The sequence below is a fragment of the Methylocapsa acidiphila B2 genome (assembly GCF_000427445.1).
Classification (GTDB): domain Bacteria; phylum Pseudomonadota; class Alphaproteobacteria; order Rhizobiales; family Beijerinckiaceae; genus Methylocapsa; species Methylocapsa acidiphila.
In genome coordinates, this window is record NZ_KE386496.1 from 2,991,047 (window position 1) to 3,010,277 (window position 19,231).

A 19,231-nucleotide genomic window follows, 5' to 3' on the forward strand; every position below is an offset into this window, starting at 1 on the left:
CTGTCTCCGCTTGGAGGGAAGAGCCATGTTCACATGCACCGGTTATGCGACCAATAGCGCGAAGGACCCGCTCGCGCCCTTTTCATTCAATCGGCGGGACCCTGGCCCGACCGACGTCCAAATCGACATAGAGTTTTGTGGCGTCTGCCACTCGGATCTGCATCAGGCGCGCAACGAATGGCGCAACACGATCTATCCTTGCCTACCCGGCCATGAGATCATCGGCCGCGTGACCAAGACCGGCGCTGCGGTTGCGCGCTTCAAGGTTGGCGATCGCGTCGGCGTCGGTTGCATGGTCGATTCCTGCCGCACATGCGCCTCCTGCGTCGCCGGCTTCGAGCAATATTGCGAGAAGGGCTTCAACCCGACTTATAACGGCCAGGACAAAACGATAGGAGGGCCGACCTTCGGCGGCTATTCCAACGTCATCGTTGTCGATGAATTCTTTGTGCTGCGCGTGTCCGACAAGCTCGACCCGGCCGCCGCCGCGCCATTGCTCTGCGCCGGGATCACCACCTATTCGCCGCTGCGCCATTGGAAGGTCGGCCCCGGGCAGAAGGTTGGCGTCGTCGGGCTCGGCGGCCTTGGCCATATGGGCGTCAAATTCGCCCGCGCCTTCGGCGCCCATACAGTTCTTTTCACGACGTCGCCAAGCAAGATCGCTGACGGGAAAAGGCTCGGCGCGCATGAGGTGGTTCTGTCCAAGGACGAAGGCCAAATGGCCGCGCAAGCCGACAGCTTCGATTTCATTCTCGACGCGGTCGCGGCCGATCATGACGTTAGCCAATATCTCGGTCTTTTGAAGCGCGACGGGACGCTGGTCCAGGTCGGCGCGCCGGAGAAGCCGCTCGCGGTTCCGGTCTTTAGCCTGATTTTCAAACGCCGCAATTTCGCGGGGTCGCTCATCGGCGGCATCGCCGAAACGCAGGAAATGCTCGATTTTTGCGCCGACCACGGCATCGCCTGCGACGTCGAGGTGATTCCGATCCAGAAGATCAACGAGGCCTATGAGCGCATGTTGCGCAGCGACGTGCGCTATCGCTTCTCGATCGACATGAGCAACTTGGGAGCGGTGGCATAAGCGCGCTCTAAATCAATAAGTTGGAGCATGTTCGGAGCGAAAAAGTCGAGCTGACTTTTTCCGAGCATGCTCTAAAACCATTCGAACAGGCCGGCCGCGATCGAGGCGTGGCCGCGCAGGACGCCGAACAGAGCCGCGAATGTGGCGGCGGCGATGAAGCCGTCGAGTCGGTCCATGAAGCCGCCATGGCCGGGGATCAAATGGCTCGAGTCCTTGGCGCCGAAGCGGCGCTTGACCGAGGATTCCAGCACGTCGCCGCCTTGCGAGACGATCGCCGTCGCGAGGCCCAGCGCAAAAATCGGCAGCGCGAGGAGCGGTTTGCCGAGGCCGCTCGCGCCGATCGCGGCGCCGAGAAGGGCGCCGGCGGAGATTCCGATAATGGTGCCCGCCCAAGTTTTCGACGGCGAGACTTTCGGCCAGACCTTGGGGCCGCCAATAAGCCGGCCGCCGAAATAAGCGAAAACATCCGTGCCCCAGACCACGGCGAAAAGCCAGACCATCGCTCTCGTCCCGTATGTCGGCGAGCCATAAAGGATGGTGACCGAGAGGATGAAGGCGCCGGCGTAGGCGATGCCTGCGAAGGCCCAACCCCGGCGCCCCGCGCCGGCGACGAGCGCCGCAAGCGCCCCGCCAATGGCGATGACGGCGCAAGCGGTCAAAGGCCCGCCTTTGCTAGCGAATTTCGCCGCGATAACCAGCGTCGGCGCGGCGAGGGCGATGCGCGCGTAGGGGCGCTCCGCTCCAATCAGCATCTGCCATTCGTAGCAGACGGCCGCGGCGGCGGCGAGCCAGGCGATCGCGAAAGCCTCGCCGCCGATCCAGACCGACGAGCCGGAAACCGCGATCAAGACGGCCGACGACAGGACGCGCGGCAGCAGGTCGGCCAAGCGCCGCGCGCCGGGAGCCGGGCCAGCCCCTTGCGTCGAATCAATGGAGCCATTCATGCCCGAAATGCCCGCGTCTGGAGCAGCATGGTCGTCATGGACTATCTCACCTTCTGCGCTTGCGCCGTCACCCTGCCGAAGCGCCGCTCGCGGGCGGAAAATTCGGCGAGCGCGGTTTCGAAGGCTTGGCGGTCGAAATCAGGCCAATGTATCGGAAGGAAGACGAATTCCGAATAAGCCGCTTGCCACATGAGGAAGTTCGACAGTCTTTGCTCGCCGGAGGTCCGGATGATGAGGTCTGGGTCCGGCACGCCCGCCGTGTCGAGCCGCTGAGCGAACATATTTTCATCGATCGCAGACGGCTCGAGCCGGCCCGCCGCGACATCCTCCGCCAGCGCCCGCGCGGCGGCGACGATTTCCTGCCTGCCGCCGTAATTGAAGGCGACGATCAAGGTCAAGCGCGTGTTGGATCTCGTCCGGTCTTCTGCCTCGGCCAGCAGGGCCCGGATGTCCGGCTTGAGATCGTTGCGACCGCCGATGACCTTGACCTTGACGCCCGATTTGTTGAGCGCTTTGAGATCATTGCGGATGAACCGCTTAAGCAGGCCCATGAGATCGGCGACTTCCTCGATCGGCCGGTTCCAGTTCTCCATGGAGAAGCTGTAGACCGTTAGATAATCGAGCCCGAAATCAATCGCCGCCCGGACCGTCGCGCGCAAGGCTTCGAGGCCCCGCCGATGCCCTTCGATGCGGGGCAATCCGCGTCTGGCGGCCCATCGGCCATTTCCGTCCATGATGATTCCGACATGGGTCGGCACGCAGGTCGCATGGCTAGGCGCTTCGAACGGCCTTTCGCCGGAGATTATGCTCGGCATCGTCATGTCCTGGCGCCCCGCCGATTGCGGCATCTCGTTCGGCTGCCTCTAGATTCAAACAATAGTCCCCGCCCCTGGAACGGTTCTCGGCTCGTTTAAGCCGTCTGATCGGAACCGGTCAGACGTGGAGAAATCGGAGCGTATCGCGGCGGAATGGAGGCCGGAGCGCCTGACCAAAAGCGATGCAGCGCCGACGCTACTCGCCGCCGCCCGCGCTCGCCATAGGAAAAAATGCGACACAGAAAAATGCAATTTCACACACGAGGCTTGATCGAGCATGAACTGTGAAACATCCTCGCGCCGCAGACCGCGTCCCAAGGAGCCGCGTCCGTCGCCCTGCTTATAGCAGACAGGTCGGTTTCACACCTGCATGATTTCTTTTTCTTTCGTCGCGAGAGCCTGGTCGATCTCGCCGACCAGTTGATCGGTGACCTTTTGGACCTCGCCTTCGTGGCGCTTTTCGTCGTCCTCGCTAATCGACTTGTCCTTGAGTAGTTTCTTCAGCGTATCGAGCCCGTCGCGGCGGACATGGCGAACGGCGACACGAGCCTCTTCGGCATATTTATGCGCGACCTTGGCCATTTCCTTGCGCCTTTGCTCGTTTAGCTCGGGAATTCGGATTCGCAAGACCTGCCCTTCCACGGTCGGAGACAGGCCGAGATTGGAATCGCGGATCGCCTTGTCGACGGCGTTGACCATGCCCTTGTCCCAAACCTGGACCGACAACATGCGCGGCTCCGGCACGCTGATCGTCGCAACCTGAACGAGCGGCATCGACTGGCCATAGGCCTCGACATGGACGGGCTCGAGCAGGCTCGCGGAGGCGCGGCCGGTGCGCAGGCCGCCCAATTCGTGCTTCAGGGTCGCAAGCGCGCCCTGCATGCGCCGTTTCAGGTCTGAAATGTCGAATTCTGCGCTCATCTTAAAAACCCTGACATGGTTTGAATGCGGTTCGGGCGCCGCGCCGCCCGGAGAACGAGGACACTCAGATCATGATGATTTCCAGGCGAAATCAATTCAAAACGATCATGATCAAACCATATGCGGCAGCGGGTGGCCGCCGAGAGACCGAGTTGCGACGCCGGCCGCTTCGCTAAGTCGGAAGCGTGATCGAGCCGAACCCGGCGCGGCGCAGATCGTTCCCGAGAGACGAATTCGGTTCGCCGCCATGCCGAAGCGTCAGGAAAGAAAGCCTCAGTAAAAGCGCCGGCCTCCGGCCGAGATCGCGACGGCGCGAAGCAACTCTAGAAAAAGCCCAATCATGGCGAAACGAACGTCGCCTTGCCTTTTCCTTCGAGGGCGGCGCAGATCGCGCCCTGTTCACGGATCGAGAACACAATTATCGGAATCCGGTTCTCTCGCGCAAGCGCGAATGCGGCTGTGTCCATGACCGCCAGATTTTTCGCTATGGCTTCGTCATGGGTGAGCTTTTCGTAGCGCGTCGCCGTGGGATCGCGCTTCGGGTCGGCTGAATAGACGCCGTCGACCTGGGTCGCTTTCATGATGAGATCGCAAGAGAGCTCCGCCCCGCGCAGAGCCGCGCCGGTGTCGGTCGTGAAGAACGGGTTGCCGGTGCCGCCAGCGAGAACGACGATTCGCCGCTTTGCGAGATGGTGCAGAGCGGCCTGCCGAGAGTAGGGCTCGCAGACCGAGGGCATGGGCACCGCCGAAAGCGCGCGCGCCGACTTGCCTTGTTTTTCTATGGCGTATTCGAGGGCGAGCGCATTCATGACGGTCGCGAGCATGCCGATCGAGTCCGCTCGGGCGCGCTCGATGCCCTTATCGGCGCCGGCGATCCCGCGAAAGAAATTGCCGCCGCCGACCACGACCGCGACCTCGACGCCGAGCGCCGCCGCATTGGCGAGATCCGCTGCTATGCGGCCCAAAGTCGGCGCGTCGAGTCCGTGGCTGAGCTCGCCCATCAGCGCCTCGCCGGATAATTTCACGACGACGCGCCGCCATTTGGGTCCACTAATCTGGCCGGAGTCGGTCATGGGCTCCCACTTTTTTCCTCGTCGGCGCCGGGCGCGGCGGACGTTTGTTGCGGTTTATGAAATCGACTTCGTTTGTCGAAGGCGGGCGCAGGCGGGACAAGCCTCGGGCTGTGAGACCGCCGCGGCCGATCGAGTTCGCCCACCGCCCTAAATGCGCATGCGAACTTCACAACCCGGCGACGATCCGAGCCATTTCATTCATCCAAAATGTTTAACGATCGAATGACCCGCCTCTGGGTCGACGAGGCCGCTCCGCCGCGGCCTACATGGGCCATGGGCCTCGCAAGCGTCAAGTCTCAACGCTTGAGCCGAAGCGATTGCGCGGCGGCGCCGCTCGCGTCAAAAAGCGACGAAGCGGCAAGGCGTCGCCAGACGCGCGGATCTCGCCCTCGTGCGGCAGCCTCGCTCATGTTCGCCACATTGCGGTTGCGTTTCGCGGGCGGGCGTCGGCGCAGGGACGGCGTTTTTCGCCTCTTCTTTCGCCCGAAGAGATCCTGCTCGCGATTTCGGATTGATTTGATCCGAAATCATCGCGATCAAGAGCTTCATATTGAAGGGCCGAGGGTTATCCGGATCGTGATGTTGGATCGAGACGAAGAGTTGAAAAGCATCGCCGGCTTCGGCGCATGGGGGAGCGGTGACTGAAACGACCAGGATCTTATTGATCGAGGATCATCCGATCGTGCGCGACGGCTGCCTACGCATTTTCGCCAGGCGGCCGGATCTCGAAGTCGTCGAGGCGGAGTCCGCCGAGGCCGGCCTCGCCGCCAATCGTCGCGTCGCGCCCCATGCGGTCGTCCTCGATCTGGAGCTGCCCGACGCCAGCGGCCTCGACGTCATCCAACCGCTGATCGCGGAGAATGCGGAGGCCCGGGTCGTCATCTTCAGCATGCACGGCGCCGCCGCCGTCGTCTCAAAAGCCCTCGCGAATGGGGCGCGCGGCTATGTGACCAAAAATGATCACCCGGACTCGATCCTGGAGGCTCTCGACGCGGTTTTGGCCGGAACGGTCTATCTCGGCCGTTCAGTGGCGCAAAACCTGGCCTTAGCCAATTTCGAGTCCAGGCCCGACCCTTTGCGAGAGTTGAGCGAGCGCGAAAGGCAGGTCGTCGCCCTGCTCGGCGACGGCAAGAGCCTGTCGGAAATCTCCACCACCTTGGCGATCGGATATAAGACCGCGGCGAATATCGTCTCGGGCCTGAAGCAGAAATTGCATATCTCGACGAGTTCCGCCCTCATCAAGTTCGCGGTGGAGTTGAGGGGCAAGGCGTAAGTCCGCCGAATGGAGGGCGCACTTCGCCCGGCGCGCGGCGGGCCGTCTTGCCGCCGCGCATGAAACATCAGATGGACATGGGATGACGAGCACCGAAAATTGCCTCGACGAGGTCCTGAAGAGCCTGGGCCTTGCGCGTTTCGAGCCGCCTCCGCCGAAGGCCGGCGGTTTTGCGCATGTCTTCCAGGTCCTGGACGAACGGGCGCGGGCGCGGCTCGTCGAACTCTCCGAGGCCTACGCCGATCCCGCCGCCGTTGAATTCGGCTTTGCCGAGCATCGCGAGTTCAACGCCTTCGCTCAACGCGGCGCGAAGGACGTAATCTGCCTCTATTCCGCCTCCGTCAGGGCCTTGTGGAGCTTCTTCAACGCGGTCATGACGATCCGAGAGATTTTTCCGTGGATCGACGACGTGGAGCGGCTCGGAGAGAGCGCGGCGCCTCCGGTCAAAGGGGAGTTGTTCTTCGTCCGGAACCAGGTCTCGGCGACCGGCGAATTCGAACCCGTTCGCTTGCGGCTGGCCCGCGCCATGTTCGACGTCGCGACGGATTTCGCCCTGATCCATGCGGTCGGCCATCTTCGGAACGGCCATGTCGCGTTTCTGCATCAGGAAGTCGGCCCCGGGCCGCATCAGGAAATGCATCCCGCCGGCGCGGCGGAACTCGGTTCGGTCGCGCTTCAGGCGCTCGAGTTCGACGCCGATTCCTTCGCCGCGCAGAAGGTCTTCGCGCGGGTCCATAGGGAAAATCCGTTCGCCGAGTTCGAGCCCGGCTTGCTGAAGGACCACAGGCTTCCGATCGATGGCGCTTTCACCGCGTCCTGGTATTTCGCCTGGTTCGCGATTTACGCCTATTTCCGCCTTTTCGACGAAGCGCGCGCGGCGGCCGGCGTCGAATCCGGGCCGCAGCCTCCGGCGGCCCTTCGACAGGCCTGTCTTTTGTCCACGGTCGCGGCTGTCGGCGCCAGGCAAGGCTGGTCGAGCCTCTCGATGCCGAATTGGGAGGTCATTGCCACCAATGCCGGGCTCGAGGCCGAAGGGGCGATCTGCCGGCTGCGTCGCGCGCCCATGGACGCCAAGAGCTACATCGCCGCCTGGGATGGTCGCGCCTTCGATCAGATCGAGGCCTATATGCGGGCCTGGGAGTCGTTGGGACCTCGGCTCGCGGCTTTCAGGAAGGGCGGCGCACCCGCTCAATCGGAGGCGCCGTCTTAAGGATGGGTGACGCGGCGCGGAGCGCTTGTGTCCGCTTTTTGTCATGCCACTCCGGACGATCGCGCGACGCCGTCGCGCGATCGTCCGATGGAGCAAAGATCCGGCCCTCTTACTTCGCCGGCGCGGGGGCTGCAGGCGCTGTGGCAGGAGCGGGCTGCGCGCCGGACTTGGCCGCCTCGAGCCGCTTGCGCTCGTCTTCGGCGCGCTTCTGCAATTCCTCTTGCAATTTCTTTTGCTGCTCCTCGAGCACTTTCGGATCGATGGCGGGACCGTCGAAGGCCTTGCCGAAACCGGTCAGCGGCACGCCGAACGTGACCAAATTATTGACCTGATTCTTCACGGCCACATTCAGGGTCGAGCCCTTCTTGAACTCGGCGAGCGCCGGTCCCTTGATCCTGGCCTCGGCGAAACAGCCATTGGGGAAGCAGATTTCGAAATTGCCTTCGATCGTCTCGCCCTTGTCCACGGCGAATCGGAAACCAGGCCGCAACATCAAGCCGACAGGCAGGAGCAGACGGACGATGCGGGAATCATCGCCGGCGACGTCATAGACCGCGAGCGCCAGGACCGGCGGCTGATCGGCCTGCGCGCTGAAGTCGCGGGTCGTGTAGCAGATTTCCTTGCCCGAGCCTTGATCCTTGCCGCAGACTTTGGTCCAGTCGTTTTGGGTCGGCGACAAATCGACCTTGATCGGACCTTGCGGCGCCTGACCCTGACCTTGGGCCTGCGGCGGCGCGCTTTGCGCCGGCTGCGCTGGAGCAGGCTGGGCCGCCGGCGGGGTCGCGGGCTTCTTCGCCTGCGCGAACGCCTCCGCGCCCGTCAGCAGGAACACGCCGGCCAGGCCAGCCGCACCGAGGCGTTTCAACGAGAACGGCATCAGATTTCCTTTCAAATGATCGGCCTTGCGGGAAATTCGACCGAGAAATTCATTCTAACGCAGAGCGCCAGCCGATCCGCGAAAGCCCTCTTGATCCTGCAGCTTTGGAAGCAGCCGGCGCGAGACAAAGCCGACATTATGGCTCGCCGTCAAGAAACGCCGACCGGCGCGGCCTTCAAATGTTAAAAAATCGACTTTAGCGCTTGGGTTAAGCATATTGCACCTCGGTTGCAAGCCCGCAGGCGGCTTTGGCTTCGGCTTCGGCCAACTATTTTCGGGGCATGGATCGCGGGCCTCGGCGAGCTGGGGCGACAGAGGGTTCGCGGGCGTCGCGAATGCGGCGGCTTCGGGAGCCATGCTAATCTCATGTCCTTGGTCTAAATTGCCGCGATGACGCATCAGATGTTTCGATTCCGTTCGACCGCCCTCGGCGCCTCATGCCTTCTCGTGCTTGCGCTCTTTCGCTGCGCGCCGGCTGCGGCGGAGCCTCCGGCGACGGCCATCGCCATGCACGGCGCGCCGGCGTTGCCGCCCGACTTCGCCTATTTGCCTTACGCCGAGCCGAAGGCTGCGAAAGGCGGACGCTTGGCGATCGGCTTCCAAGGCACGTTCGACAGCCTCAATCCTTTCAACCTGAAGGCGGGCTCGACGGCGCAAGGGCTCAACGGCAATGTTTTCGAGACCTTAATGACGCGCTCGCTCGACGAACCGTTCACGCTTTATGGATTGATCGCGCAAACGATCGAGACCGACGCCGAGCGGTCCTATGTCGTCTTCCGGCTCGATCCGCGCGCGCATTTCTCCGACGGAACGCCGATCACCTCCGCCGACGTCTTGTTCACCTTCGAGCTTCTCAAGTCGAGAGGGCGGCCGCAGCAGCGGGCGGCCTATTCGCTCGTCAAAGCGATCGAGGCGCAAGACCCGCTGACGATCCGCTACGACCTCACAGGCGTCGGCGATCGCGAGTTGCCCTTGACCCTTGCCTTGATGCCGGTGCTCCCGCGCCACAAGATCGATCCGGCGAAATTCGACGACGCGAGCCTCGAGATCCCGACCGGCTCCGGCCCCTATCGCATCGTCGACGTGAAGCCCGGCGAACATTTCCTGTTGCGGCGAGACCCGGATTATTGGGCGAAGGATCTACCCATCCGGCGCGGACTTTATAATTTCGACGAGATCGACATCGAATATTTCCGCGACGCCAACGCCCTTTTCGAAGCCTTCCGCGCTGGGCTTCTCGAATTTCGCACGGAGACGAACCCCAATCGCTGGACGGCGTCCTATGACTTTCCCGCCATGCGCGACCATAGGGTCATGCGCGAGAGCCTGCCCATCGGCGGCCCCAAGGGCATGGAGGGGTTCGTCTTCAATTTGCGCCGCCCGCTTTTCACCGACGTGCGGATTCGCGAGGCGCTCGGGCTCGTGTTCGATTTCGAGTGGATCAACGCCAATCTTTATGACGGGCTCTACACGCGGACGAAGAGCTTTTTCGACGAGTCGGAGCTCGCCTCGACGGGCCGGCCCGCGAGCCCGGAGGAACGCCGGCTGCTCGCGCCTTTTCCCGGCGCCGTGCGTGAGGACATACTCGAAGGTCGTTGGCGCCCGGCGGCGACGGATGGATCGGGGCAGGACCGCGCGGAGCCCAAGCGCGCGCTCGAGCTTCTGCGGCAGGCAGGCTGCCGGCTCGAGAATGGAAAGCTCGTCAAGGACGGCGCGCCGCTCGCCTTCGAGATCATGGTCAAGGACCGCAACCAGGAGCGGCTGGCGCTCAATTACGCCGATTCCCTCGCTCGGATCGGAGTCGCGGTCAAAGTCCGGCTCGTCGATGAGGTGCAATATCAGAGGCGGCGGCAGAAATTCGATTTCGACATGATGATCGGGACCTGGATCGCCTCGGCCTCGCCTGGCAATGAGCAGCGCTCGCGCTGGGGCTCGGCCAGCGCGGATCAGGAGGCCTCGTTCAATCTCGCCGGAGTGAGGTCGCCCGCCGTCGACGCGATGATCAACGCGCTTCTGTCCGCAAAGACGCGCGAGGAGTTCGTCGCGGCGGCGCGCGCCTATGATCGGCTGCTTCTCTCAGGCTTCTATATCGTGCCGCTATTCCATGCGCCGGATCTCTGGATCGCCGCCTCGACCAAGCTCGCGCGGCCTCAGGCGCTGCCGCGGGAAGGATCGCCGACGGGGGGCGCCACGCTCGACACATGGTGGAAGAAGGCGCCGTGACGCGGCGCTCGGCGGAGGCGCGCTTGGCTGACGATGCTTGTGACTCTGCGCGGGAGGAAAAACTCCTGGCGCGGATTGCGCTGCGTTTCGCCGCTTGGTCGGAGCGCTGGTTCCCTGACGCTTTTGCTTTCGCTGGCGTGGCCGTCGTCGTCGTCGCCATCGCCGCCATGTTGAACGGCGCGCCGCCGCTCGCCGTATCCAAAGCTTTCGGCGACGGATTCTGGAGCCTGACGACCTTCACCTTGCAACAGGTCATGGTCGCAATCAGCGGCTTCATCATTGCGGTTTCGCCGCCCGTGGCGCGGCTGATCGAGAAGATCGCCCTGCTGCCGCGCAGCGGACGCGGCGCGGTCGCCTTCATCGCCGCCCTCACCATGTTGGCCTCGCTGTTGAGCTGGGCGATCAGCCTGATCTTCAGCGGCTTGCTCGCCCGCGCCATCGCCCGGCGCTCCGAGCTTCGGATGGATTATCGCGCCGCCGGCGCCGCTTGCTATCTGGGCCTCGGCGGCACATGGGCCCTGGGGCTCAGCTCATCGGCGGCGCAATTGCAGGCGAATCCCGGCAGCATCCCGAAGCCGCTGCTTCAGATCACCGGGGTCATCCCCTTCACCGAGACGATCTTTCTCTGGCAATCCGGCGCGATCGTCCTCGCGCTCCTCCTCGTCTCCACCTTCGTCGCCTATTGGTCCGCGCCTTCCGAATCCCGCGCGACGACCGCCGAAGATCTCGGCGTCGACGTCAAGACGAAATTCGCGCAGCCCCGCCGGCGCGAGCGCCCCGGCGAGTTCATCGAGCACAGCCCGCTCCTCACCCTGGCGATCGCCATCCTCGGCGTCGGTTGGCTCGCCCAGGAGTTTTCCGGCCGCAATCCTTTCGTCACTCTGTCCAATCTCAACACGTATAATTTCGCGCTGTTGATGTTGGGCCTGTTGCTGCATTGGCGCCCGCGCGGCTTTCTCGACGCCGCGGCGAAAGCGGTCCCGACCACGGGCGGCATGTTGATTCAATATCCTTTCTACGGCGGGGTCGCCGCCATCATGACGAGCGCGGTCGCGGCGGGCGGAGCTTCGCTCGCCGCGCTCCTGGCCGAATTTTTCACCCACATCAGCGACAAGGACAGTTTCGCGATCGTCATGGGACTCTATTCCGCCGCGCTCGGTTTTTTCATCCCCTCGGGCGGCGGCAAATGGATTCTCGAGGCGCCCTATGTGATGCAGGCCGCGAATGATCTCAAGGTTCATCTCGGCTGGGCGGTGCAAATCTATAATTGCGCCGAGGCGCTGCCCAATCTCATCAACCCGTTCTTCATGTTGCCATTGCTCGGCGTGCTCGGGCTCAAGGCGCGCGACATCGTCGGGTTCACGGCATTGCAACTCATGGCCCATGCGCCGATCGTGTTGTTTCTCTTGTGGCTCTTCGCCCATACGCTGACCTATGCGCCGCCGGTCATGCCCTGAACGCTCGGCGCTTGAAGTCTGGAGATCGACCGGATGACCGAGGTTCAAATCGCGGCGACCATCGCCTTACTTATCCTCGTCCTGCTGAGCCTGCGCACCGCCAATCAATATCAAAGGGCGGTGGTGTTTCGCCTCGGTAGATATGTTCGCACGGCGGGGCCGGGGCTCTATTTTCTGATTCCGCTGATCGAATGGGCGTGGACCATCGACATGCGCACCATGACCACCGCCGTCGAGCAACAGGAAGCGATCACCAAGGACAATGTGCCGGTCAAGATCAACGCGGTCATCTGGCGGGCTCTGGTGCAAACGGCGCAAGCGAGGCATATTTGCCGCTAAGGGGCGGCACGAGGAAGGCTGATCAGCATGCTGAGCGTAGATGATCTGTTCAAAGGCCGCCATTTCGACCGGGAGATCATCATCCTCTGCGTCCGCTGACATCTTCGGTTCAAGCTCAGCTTTCGCGACCTCGTCGAGATGATGGCCGAGCGGGGCGTTGTGGTCGCTCATACGACGATCATGCGCTGGATCCAACGCTATGTTCCAGAATTCGAAAAGCGGTGGAGCCGCTTCGCTCGCGAAGCCGGCGGATCCTGGCGCGTCCATGAGACCTACGTCAAGATCAAGGGTCGTTGGACCTATCTCTACCGCGCCGTCGACAAGGCTGGAAAGAGGTCGATTTCCTGCTCCGCGCCAAGCGAGATGTCGCCGCCGCCAAAGCGTTTTTCTGTCGCGCGTTCAAGACCCAAGGTCAGTTACCGCAGAAGATCACGCTCGATGGCGATCAAGCTTCGCACCGAGCGGCGCGTGAATTCCTCGCGCAACACCAAGGCGGCTCGCGGACTAAAATTCGGTCGTGGAAATATTTGAATAACCTCATTGAACAGGATCATAGATTGATCAAACTTCGCTTGGGCCCAATGCTTGGTTTGGAGCGGTTCTGAAACGCCTCGATCACCATCGCTGGCGTCGAACTCGTGCGCCGGATCAGAAAAAGTCAGTTCGAACTCGGAAGGCTTGGCGTCAAAGACAACCGGGCGCCCGAAATCTGGGATGCATTGCTCGCTGCATGACCTGTGGCGCAGGTCATGCTCTTTCGTTGCTCCGGCCTAGAAAATTTGCACCGCAATCGTCTTCCGCGTGAAACGCCGATTAGTCGAGGAGCTTGTTCGGCCGAAATGGGAAGGCGGCCATTCGGGCGATCGACCAACGACCGTCCGGCTGGCGGCGGAAGATGTCTATGCCGCCTTCGGAGGTCGTATCCTTTTCAAAGCCTTTTTGAACGGTGAGCGCCCACATGATGCGAACGACGGCGATGTTTCCGGAGACTATAATTTCTCGGATATCCGGGTAGTCGTAGTGAAGGCGTAGATCTCGTCTAGCTAGCAGCCGGCTGAGATTGCCGCAGAGAGTCTCTCGATCGGCTTCCGAAGCGAGCGGGATTGTCGCGATCAGGTCTGGCGCGAAGATATCGCAAAGTCCGGCTTCGTCACGCGCATTGAACGCATCCGAAAAGCCGCGTAGCCGCCCGGTGATCGCAGCCTTGTCTGCCGCATCGTCGGCGAATGCGGGCGATGCGATCGTCACGATGGCAAGGAGGCAGAGGCAGGTCATTAAACCGCCATTTGTCATATGGTCCCCCCTCAGACGATCATCCCGACCACTCGTCAACACAGAAGCCGGCGACGCGCAAATCCCATGCCTCACGACAGCGGATAGGCTCCCTCCCGACCCGCGGCTTCATTCCCCGGGGTTTGCGAACGTCGGTTCCGTCTCAACGCTACAGCAGGTATCCATGAAGGCCGGCATCCGAAAGCCTTCGCACGAGTCGACGTTGCGCCTTATGTGAAAGCAAAACCACCGCGCGCCAAGCGTAAACTCGGAGTCGCCGTATTCCTCGATGCAGGAAGCCGTCTAATTCTTCGCGGTGAAAAGATCGCGCGAGACCTGCAAGGCGCTGTCGCGGAGCAGCGCGGTCGCTACGATTATTGTCCAGATCCAACCAGGACGGCTTGCGTCCCCAGTTTTTGTCGCCATTGAGGAGATCGAACTGGATCGCCCCCGGAACGATCGGCACGCGTCCTCTGCATCGCCGACCGCTACGCGAACGACCGTGAGCAGATTGAGGGGACCAGTCATGCGTCAGCGCTCTAGTCGCTAACCGAAGCGAAACGACGGGGATCTTCAAGTCGCTTTCGGCGCATGGCGCCGATAAAGCGCCTCGAACGTCTCATTGCTGGCGTCCTCGGCGGCTTGCCCGGGAAAATTCGTCATCACGACGACGCCAAGATCGTGGTCGGGATCGACGACGATCTTGGCGAAATTCATGCTGTTCGAGCCATTGTGGGTGAGCACTGGCCCGCTCATCCAATCGAATTTCACCACGCCCCAGCCGAACGCATATTGGCCCTCTTTCGGCATTCCCGGGCCAGAGCTGGCCAGTTTGGGGACGGTGATCTTCGGACGATAAATATTCGCAAGCGTTTCCGGCTTCACCAGCGCGGGGCCGCGTTTGCCGCTTCCCGCGTTCCAACCGGCCCAAGCGGCGAAATCAAGAACTGACATATGCGCCGAACCTGCGGGACCGATCACCGGCGGCAAATCGGCGGCGGGGCCCCAGGGCATCGGCGTGATCACGCCTTTGTCGCTGACGTCATGACCCACGGGCGCGTCGAGCTTGCCCGTGCTAGCCTGCGGGCCAAGCCCGGCCGAAGCGAGTCCCAGGGGCGCGTAGATACGCTTCGTGATTAGCTCCTCCCAGGAAATCCCGGCGACCTTTTCCAGCATCGCGCCGACGGTGAGATAGCCGAGATTGGCGTAATGGAAGGCCGACCCTGGCGGCGTCACCGGCGCATGGGATTTCCAGGCGGATAGCACGCGCAGGCGGAGCGCGGGCAAATTATAATGGAACGCGTCCGCGCTGTAATAGAGCTCGACGATAGGGTTCGTATCGGAAGGAATCCCGCTGGTATGCGACAGCAGCTGTTCCAGTGTGACGACGGCGAGATGGCGGTTGAGGCCGAGAAGCTCGGCGCCAAGCACATCGCCGATGGTCGAGCTCCACTGCAGCTTGCCTTCGTCGACCATCATTCCGGCGAGCGTCGCGGTCATCGCCTTGGTGTCGGAGCCGAGGTGAAAGCGGTCGCCGATCGTCACCTTCACGGCGCTTCCAAGCGCGCGCACGCCCACGGCTCCAGAGTCGACAATCTTCCCATCCTTCACCACGGCGGCGGCCAGGGCCGGGAGACCGTGCTTCGCGCGCGTCCGCTCGAGCTGGTCGTTCAAGCTGGGGGCCGGCTCCAACGCGAAGGCGGGAGCGGGCGTGAAAGCGAGCAGAAAAGACGCGAGGCAAGACCGGCGATGGATCACGATGCGCTCCTTGACCCATGCGGAGACGGGCATTCGCTGACGGCAAACGTCGCCTGATGGCGTAGTCCAAACTATGACGGCGAAAAGCAGAGTGTCAACACGTCCGGCTTGGCTCGATCCGCCACTCTAGGTCACAGAACTCAACCGCTTCCGTAACGGTCCATTTTCTGTCAACCTCTTGCGCCTTTCCCTCGCCGGTTCTCTCTCAGCCCAACAGGAGCTCCCTCCAGCCAGGGAAATAATTCTTCTTCGATGAACTGTGCGAATGGAGAATAGCATGGGCACTCTACCCACCGGGATGCTGCGCTTTCCATTGAGACAAAGACAAAAAGTGAACTGTCAATGTCACCGTTGGAATCTAGGGCGTCGATGATTGATATCGCGCCAACACAGTCTCGGTAAAGCTCCGCATCCAGAAATACCGTCACGTTCGTGGCCCTATGCTCCGGCTCACGCACCCATACCGCCCGCTCATTCGCAAGGTGGATGCTCTTTAAAGTGTGCTGTGTCTCTTTCATTTTTTGCCCGACTTTGTATTAGCCAATATTAATGTTGGTTCAATTCGCTGAGGTCGGGGCATTTTCCGTCTATGACTGCCTTGCAACAGTATTGCGAAGGGCTGCTTTTGGTGTAATCCGGCTTAAACGTCCTCAACCCCGTCCGCGCGCGGCCGCTTGAAAATGACGCCTCACAACCTTCCCAACAGCTCGGCTTTCTTCTGCGTAAATTCCTCTTCGGTCAGAATGTTCTTTTGGCGTAGATCCGCGAGGCGTTCGATCATTGTGAAAATATCTTCGCCGGATGCGCGCAGGGGCGTGGGCGGCGGCCTTGGAGCTTCTGCGCCGCTTGGCTGTTCGCTTTTCCCTGCATCGGGATGCGCGTAAAAAGCCTCTGCTTGGTTCGAGGGGGCTCCTGGCGTAACCACAGGCAGGTCGGCGACGCGAACGCGCCCGTGTTGGCTCGTGAAGGTTAAAGATTGGTCGCCGCTCTGCTGTTGCGAGAAGCCGGCAATGTCGTGATCGCCCGAGTCGTAGACGCGCAGCTCGCCGCCATGTTGAATCGCGAGGCGCCGCCGCGCGGGGAAATAGGCGTAGCGCAGATCATTCTGGGCGCCGGTCGAAGCCGGGACGCCGAGCTCCGCCGGCCACCAGGCGCCGGAGGACGCGCCGGAAACGAACAGGCTCACACCGCCCTGCGCTTGCGATTGGCTGCTGGCCGGCGCGGCAAACAAGGGCTGGCCGCGCAAAAGCTCGGCGAGCTCGCGGCAAAGCTGGTCGATCCGCGCCTTGAGGCCTTGGTTGAACATGTCGCCGATCATGATCATCCCGCCTTGCGACCATTGGCCCATGCCGCCGAGATCCGGGTGATTGAATTGGGCCTGGAGGCCATTGCCGTGGGCGAGGGCGCGAAGCAGCGTCGCTGCGGCCTCGGCGCTGACGCCATGGCGCCGCGCGGCCTCCTCGACGATCTTGCGCCCTTCGGGGCTTAAGTCCTGCATGGCGGTCATCTCCGGGGCGTCGGCGTGAATGGGCGCTTCTCCATCGTGAGGACTAGGCAGCCAAGCGGCGCGAAAAGACAAGCCGCGCGCGCGCGTGATCCGGCCCTTTCTGGCCACGTTCTTGCTTCGCCGCGCGCATGAGCCTTTCCAGAGCCGAAAACATCCTCTCCATCGACGTCATCGCGGACGTCGTCTGTCCCTGGTGCTATATCGCCAAGCGGCGGCTCGAGGCCGCAATCGCGGCGCAAGAGGCGAAGGTCCATCTGCGCTGGCGGCCGTTCCAGATCGACCGCGGAATTCCAGAGGGCGGATTAGCCTGGCGGACCTATCTCGCTAAGAAATATGGCGACGATCTCGCCGACGACGCGCTGGAAGCGCTCGCCGCGGCGGGGCGCGACGCCGGATTGTCCTTCGCCTTCGACAAGATCGAGCGCATGCCGAATTCGCTCGACGCCCATCGGCTCGTGCGCTTCGCCAAATTCGCGGCGCTCGAAAGCCGCATGGTCGAGCGCCTGTTCAAGGCCTTTTTCACCGAGGGCCGCGACATTGGCGATCGGCGGCTCCTCATCGAACTGGGCGTGGAGACGGGGCTCGATCGCGAAATTCTCGAGGAATCCTTCGCCGACGGCCAGGACGCCCAATCGGTCAAGGATGAAATGACGACGACGCGGCGGCTGGCGCTCGCCGGAGCGCCCATGGTGATTTTCGGCGAGGACGTGGTCGTTCCCGGCGCGCAATCGAAAGAAGTCTACGCCGCCGCGCTCGTCAAGGCGCGCGAGGCGCATCCGCGCGTGGGGTGAGCCTGCCGCCAGCCGATAAGAAGGGAACTGTAGATGAGCGACGAAGAGCCGGGTCCGATCCCCATCGACATTGTCGGCGACGTTGCTTGCCCGTTTTGCTTCGTTGGCCTCCGCCTCGTCCATGCGGTCGTCGGCTCGGTGCCGGGCCTCGCGGTCGACATTCGCTGGTATCCGTTTCAGCTCGATCCCGATATCCCGCCGCAGGGCCAGGATCGGCGCGCCTATCTTGAGGCGAAATATGGCGCGGAAGGCGTTGAGGAGGCGTTGGCGCGTCCGGCAGCTCTTGCGCGCGAATTCGGGCTCGAGCTCGCCTTCGATAGAATCTCCCGCCAGCCGAATACTTTCGACGCGCATCGGCTGATCCGGTTTTCCTATGGATTCGGCGTGCAGGCGCAAGTCGTGGAGCGCCTGTTCCAGGCGTTTTTCCTGCATGGGCAGGACATTGGCGATCGCGGCGTTCTTTGCGCGATCGCGGCGAAGGCCAGGCTCGATCCCGCCGAGGTCGAGCGCTTTCTCGCCGGGGAGGAGGACAAGGCGGCGCTGGCGCAGGAGATCGCCAAGATCCGCGCCTCGGGCGTCGCGGAGGTTCCGCGCTTCACCTTCGCCGGCAAGCAGGACATTGTCGGGATCGCAAGCGCCGATGTCTTCGCCGACGCTTTGTTCAACGCGATCGAGGAGGGCTGAGCGCGCGGTCCGAAGGCGTCGCCCGAACGCGGAACGCTCATCGAGCCCGGCGCATTCTCCCCTGTGGAGAGAGGGCGCGCTGGCGCGAGGCTCATTGCCTTCGCGCGCGGCCTCGCCTATATGTGCGCCATATTCCCGTCATGGCCGGAAAATTTGAGCCTGGCTCGCGCGCTTTACCCGGCGCGGCGGGGGCCGGGCGCGATATTGCGCGTCTGCGAGATTTTCTGGATTTGAGCGCCTAGGAGAAAAAAATGAGCAATGCGCCGTTGATGCCCAAGGCGACGGCCGTCTGGCTGGTCGAGAACACGTCGCTGACCTTCGAGCAGATCGCCAATTTCTGCAAGCTTCATCCGCTCGAGGTGAAAGGCATCGCCGACGGGGAGGTCGCGGCCGGAATCAAAGGCAATGACCCGATCAGCTCTGGCCAGTTGACGCGGGAGGAAATCGCCGCGGCGGAGAAGAATGAAAACCATCAGCTCCAGCTCGCCGTCTCCAAGGTGCGCCTGCCCGAGCCGCCCCGCCGGCGCGGCGCGCGCTACACGCCTTTGTCGCGTCGCCAGGATCGGCCGAACGCGATTCTGTGGCTTGTCCGCAATCATCCCGAGCTGAAGGACGCGCAGATCATGCGCCTCGCCGGGACCACCAAGACGACCCTGCAAGCGATCCGCAACCGGACGCATTGGAATTCGGCGGCTTTGACTCCGGTGGATCCGGTCTCCCTCGGCTTGTGCTCGCAAATGGACCTCGATTTCGAGGTCAATCGCGCCGCGAAGGATAGGCCCTTGGTTGAGGCGGATCACGGTCAGACCCTGGTTCCGGCCGAGGTCACGACGCGACCGCATTATGATGAGCCTTCGACGGAAGCCGAAGTCTTCGGCTCGGCGTCCGTCAAGAAGCCGGAGGAAGAGGCCGATTTCGACGTCGATTCGGTTTTCGCCAAGCTCAAGGATCTCAAGGTCAAGGAGGACTGAATCGCCTGACCGTCCCGCGTTGGCGCATTGTTAGG

17 protein-coding genes and 1 pseudogene are annotated in these 19,231 nt (G+C 62.6%); 10 read left to right on the forward strand and 8 right to left on the reverse strand.

Features of this window, described 5'->3' with window-relative positions; genetic code table 11:
• Positions 1-25: 25 nt before the first annotated feature.
• Complete coding sequence (locus METAC_RS0116660) at positions 26-1,081, forward strand: NAD(P)-dependent alcohol dehydrogenase (RefSeq protein WP_026607910.1); 1,056 nt, start codon at positions 26-28, stop codon at positions 1,079-1,081.
• 71 nt (positions 1,082-1,152) lie between these two features.
• Here the strand turns inward: METAC_RS0116660 and METAC_RS0116665 are convergent, their stop codons facing one another.
• From METAC_RS0116665 to pyrH, 4 genes are all read right to left on the reverse strand, one after another.
• Positions 1,153-2,025, reverse strand: a complete 873-nt coding sequence (locus METAC_RS0116665; RefSeq protein ID WP_026607911.1) for a phosphatidate cytidylyltransferase — start codon at positions 2,023-2,025, stop codon at positions 1,153-1,155.
• Positions 2,026-2,066: 41 nt separating this feature from the next.
• A complete protein-coding gene (locus tag METAC_RS24135) occupies positions 2,067-2,840 on the reverse strand; it encodes an isoprenyl transferase (protein WP_051335869.1) in 774 nt (257 codons plus the stop codon).
• Positions 2,841-3,200: 360 nt separating this feature from the next.
• Positions 3,201-3,761 (reverse strand): ribosome recycling factor, encoded by a 561-nt coding sequence (frr, locus tag METAC_RS0116680; protein ID WP_026607912.1) that lies wholly within the window; start codon positions 3,759-3,761, stop codon positions 3,201-3,203.
• Between the two features lie 338 nt (positions 3,762-4,099).
• Positions 4,100-4,834 carry a UMP kinase gene (gene pyrH / locus METAC_RS0116690; RefSeq protein WP_026607913.1) on the reverse strand — a complete coding sequence of 245 codons (735 nt, stop codon included), beginning with the start codon at positions 4,832-4,834 and terminating at the stop codon, positions 4,100-4,102.
• A 637-nt stretch (positions 4,835-5,471) separates the two neighbouring features.
• Between pyrH and METAC_RS0116700 the strand changes: the two genes are divergently transcribed.
• Together METAC_RS0116700 and METAC_RS0116705 are read left to right on the forward strand one after the other, a co-directional pair.
• Positions 5,472-6,107, forward strand: a complete 636-nt coding sequence (locus tag METAC_RS0116700) for a response regulator transcription factor (RefSeq protein ID WP_026607915.1) — start codon at positions 5,472-5,474, stop codon at positions 6,105-6,107.
• A gap of 82 nt (positions 6,108-6,189) precedes the next feature.
• Positions 6,190-7,317: a hypothetical protein gene (locus METAC_RS0116705; protein ID WP_026607916.1), complete on the forward strand. Its 1,128-nt coding sequence runs from the start codon at positions 6,190-6,192 to the stop codon at positions 7,315-7,317.
• A 109-nt stretch (positions 7,318-7,426) separates the two neighbouring features.
• On the opposite strand, the gene METAC_RS0116710 is transcribed toward METAC_RS0116705, so the two are convergent.
• Positions 7,427-8,194, reverse strand: a complete 768-nt coding sequence (locus tag METAC_RS0116710) for an invasion associated locus B family protein (protein WP_026607917.1) — start codon at positions 8,192-8,194, stop codon at positions 7,427-7,429.
• Positions 8,195-8,596: 402 nt separating this feature from the next.
• Between METAC_RS0116710 and METAC_RS0116720 the strand changes: the two genes are divergently transcribed.
• From METAC_RS0116720 to METAC_RS26835, 4 genes and pseudogenes are all read left to right on the forward strand, one after another.
• Positions 8,597-10,417, forward strand: coding sequence for an extracellular solute-binding protein (locus METAC_RS0116720; protein WP_036256705.1), 1,821 nt, complete (start codon positions 8,597-8,599; stop codon positions 10,415-10,417).
• Positions 10,396-11,874 carry a short-chain fatty acid transporter gene (locus METAC_RS0116725; protein ID WP_084143714.1) on the forward strand — a complete coding sequence of 493 codons (1,479 nt, stop codon included), beginning with the start codon at positions 10,396-10,398 and terminating at the stop codon, positions 11,872-11,874. The genes METAC_RS0116720 and METAC_RS0116725 overlap by 22 nt, the downstream gene beginning before the upstream one ends.
• Before the next feature lie 33 nt (positions 11,875-11,907).
• Positions 11,908-12,213, forward strand: a complete 306-nt coding sequence (locus METAC_RS0116730) for an SPFH domain-containing protein (protein WP_026607920.1) — start codon at positions 11,908-11,910, stop codon at positions 12,211-12,213.
• 180 nt (positions 12,214-12,393) lie between these two features.
• A pseudogene (locus METAC_RS26835) lies at positions 12,394-12,818 on the forward strand (IS6 family transposase).
• A 208-nt stretch (positions 12,819-13,026) separates the two neighbouring features.
• Here the strand turns inward: METAC_RS26835 and METAC_RS24145 are convergent.
• The 3 genes from METAC_RS24145 to METAC_RS0116755 all read right to left on the reverse strand — a co-directional run bounded on the left by METAC_RS24145 (position 13,027) and on the right by METAC_RS0116755 (position 16,858).
• A complete protein-coding gene (locus METAC_RS24145; RefSeq protein WP_051335642.1) occupies positions 13,027-13,488 on the reverse strand; it encodes a YybH family protein in 462 nt (153 codons plus the stop codon).
• Between the two features lie 570 nt (positions 13,489-14,058).
• Complete coding sequence (locus METAC_RS0116750; protein ID WP_026607921.1) at positions 14,059-15,276, reverse strand: serine hydrolase domain-containing protein; 1,218 nt, start codon at positions 15,274-15,276, stop codon at positions 14,059-14,061.
• 655 nt (positions 15,277-15,931) lie between these two features.
• Positions 15,932-16,858 carry an SHOCT domain-containing protein gene (locus METAC_RS0116755; protein WP_342446952.1) on the reverse strand — a complete coding sequence of 309 codons (927 nt, stop codon included), beginning with the start codon at positions 16,856-16,858 and terminating at the stop codon, positions 15,932-15,934.
• Positions 16,859-16,878: 20 nt separating this feature from the next.
• Between METAC_RS0116755 and METAC_RS24150 the strand changes: the two genes are divergently transcribed.
• The 3 genes from METAC_RS24150 (at position 16,879) to METAC_RS0116775 (ending at position 19,196) form a co-directional block, all read left to right on the forward strand.
• On the forward strand, positions 16,879-17,541 hold the full coding sequence (locus tag METAC_RS24150) for a DsbA family oxidoreductase (protein WP_036255685.1): 663 nt from the start codon (positions 16,879-16,881) through the stop codon (positions 17,539-17,541).
• Positions 17,542-17,574: 33 nt separating this feature from the next.
• On the forward strand, positions 17,575-18,225 hold the full coding sequence (locus tag METAC_RS0116765; RefSeq protein WP_026607923.1) for a DsbA family oxidoreductase: 651 nt from the start codon (positions 17,575-17,577) through the stop codon (positions 18,223-18,225).
• Between the two features lie 251 nt (positions 18,226-18,476).
• On the forward strand, positions 18,477-19,196 hold the full coding sequence (locus METAC_RS0116775; RefSeq protein WP_026607924.1) for a DUF1013 domain-containing protein: 720 nt from the start codon (positions 18,477-18,479) through the stop codon (positions 19,194-19,196).
• Positions 19,197-19,231 lie beyond the last annotated feature (35 nt).

What these genes read in the sequence shown, in the direction of transcription:
- METAC_RS0116660 (WP_026607910.1), top strand. Translation starts at nt 26, where the DNA reads ATGTTCACATGCACCGGTTATGCGACCAATAGCGCGAAGGACCCGCTC.
- METAC_RS0116665 (WP_026607911.1), bottom strand. Translation starts at nt 2,025, where the DNA reads ATGAATGGCTCCATTGATTCGACGCAAGGGGCTGGCCCGGCTCCCGGC.
- METAC_RS24135 (WP_051335869.1), bottom strand. Translation starts at nt 2,840, where the DNA reads ATGCCGAGCATAATCTCCGGCGAAAGGCCGTTCGAAGCGCCTAGCCAT.
- frr (WP_026607912.1), bottom strand. Translation starts at nt 3,761, where the DNA reads ATGAGCGCAGAATTCGACATTTCAGACCTGAAACGGCGCATGCAGGGC.
- pyrH (WP_026607913.1), bottom strand. Translation starts at nt 4,834, where the DNA reads ATGACCGACTCCGGCCAGATTAGTGGACCCAAATGGCGGCGCGTCGTC.
- METAC_RS0116705 (WP_026607916.1), top strand. Translation starts at nt 6,190, where the DNA reads ATGACGAGCACCGAAAATTGCCTCGACGAGGTCCTGAAGAGCCTGGGC.
- METAC_RS0116710 (WP_026607917.1), bottom strand. Translation starts at nt 8,194, where the DNA reads ATGCCGTTCTCGTTGAAACGCCTCGGTGCGGCTGGCCTGGCCGGCGTG.
- METAC_RS0116720 (WP_036256705.1), top strand. Translation starts at nt 8,597, where the DNA reads ATGTTTCGATTCCGTTCGACCGCCCTCGGCGCCTCATGCCTTCTCGTG.
- METAC_RS0116725 (WP_084143714.1), top strand. Translation starts at nt 10,396, where the DNA reads ATGGTGGAAGAAGGCGCCGTGACGCGGCGCTCGGCGGAGGCGCGCTTG.
- METAC_RS0116730 (WP_026607920.1), top strand. Translation starts at nt 11,908, where the DNA reads ATGACCGAGGTTCAAATCGCGGCGACCATCGCCTTACTTATCCTCGTC.
- METAC_RS24145 (WP_051335642.1), bottom strand. Translation starts at nt 13,488, where the DNA reads ATGACCTGCCTCTGCCTCCTTGCCATCGTGACGATCGCATCGCCCGCA.
- METAC_RS0116750 (WP_026607921.1), bottom strand. Translation starts at nt 15,276, where the DNA reads ATGCCCGTCTCCGCATGGGTCAAGGAGCGCATCGTGATCCATCGCCGG.
- METAC_RS24150 (WP_036255685.1), top strand. Translation starts at nt 16,879, where the DNA reads ATGAGCCTTTCCAGAGCCGAAAACATCCTCTCCATCGACGTCATCGCG.
- METAC_RS0116765 (WP_026607923.1), top strand. Translation starts at nt 17,575, where the DNA reads ATGAGCGACGAAGAGCCGGGTCCGATCCCCATCGACATTGTCGGCGAC.
- METAC_RS0116775 (WP_026607924.1), top strand. Translation starts at nt 18,477, where the DNA reads ATGAGCAATGCGCCGTTGATGCCCAAGGCGACGGCCGTCTGGCTGGTC.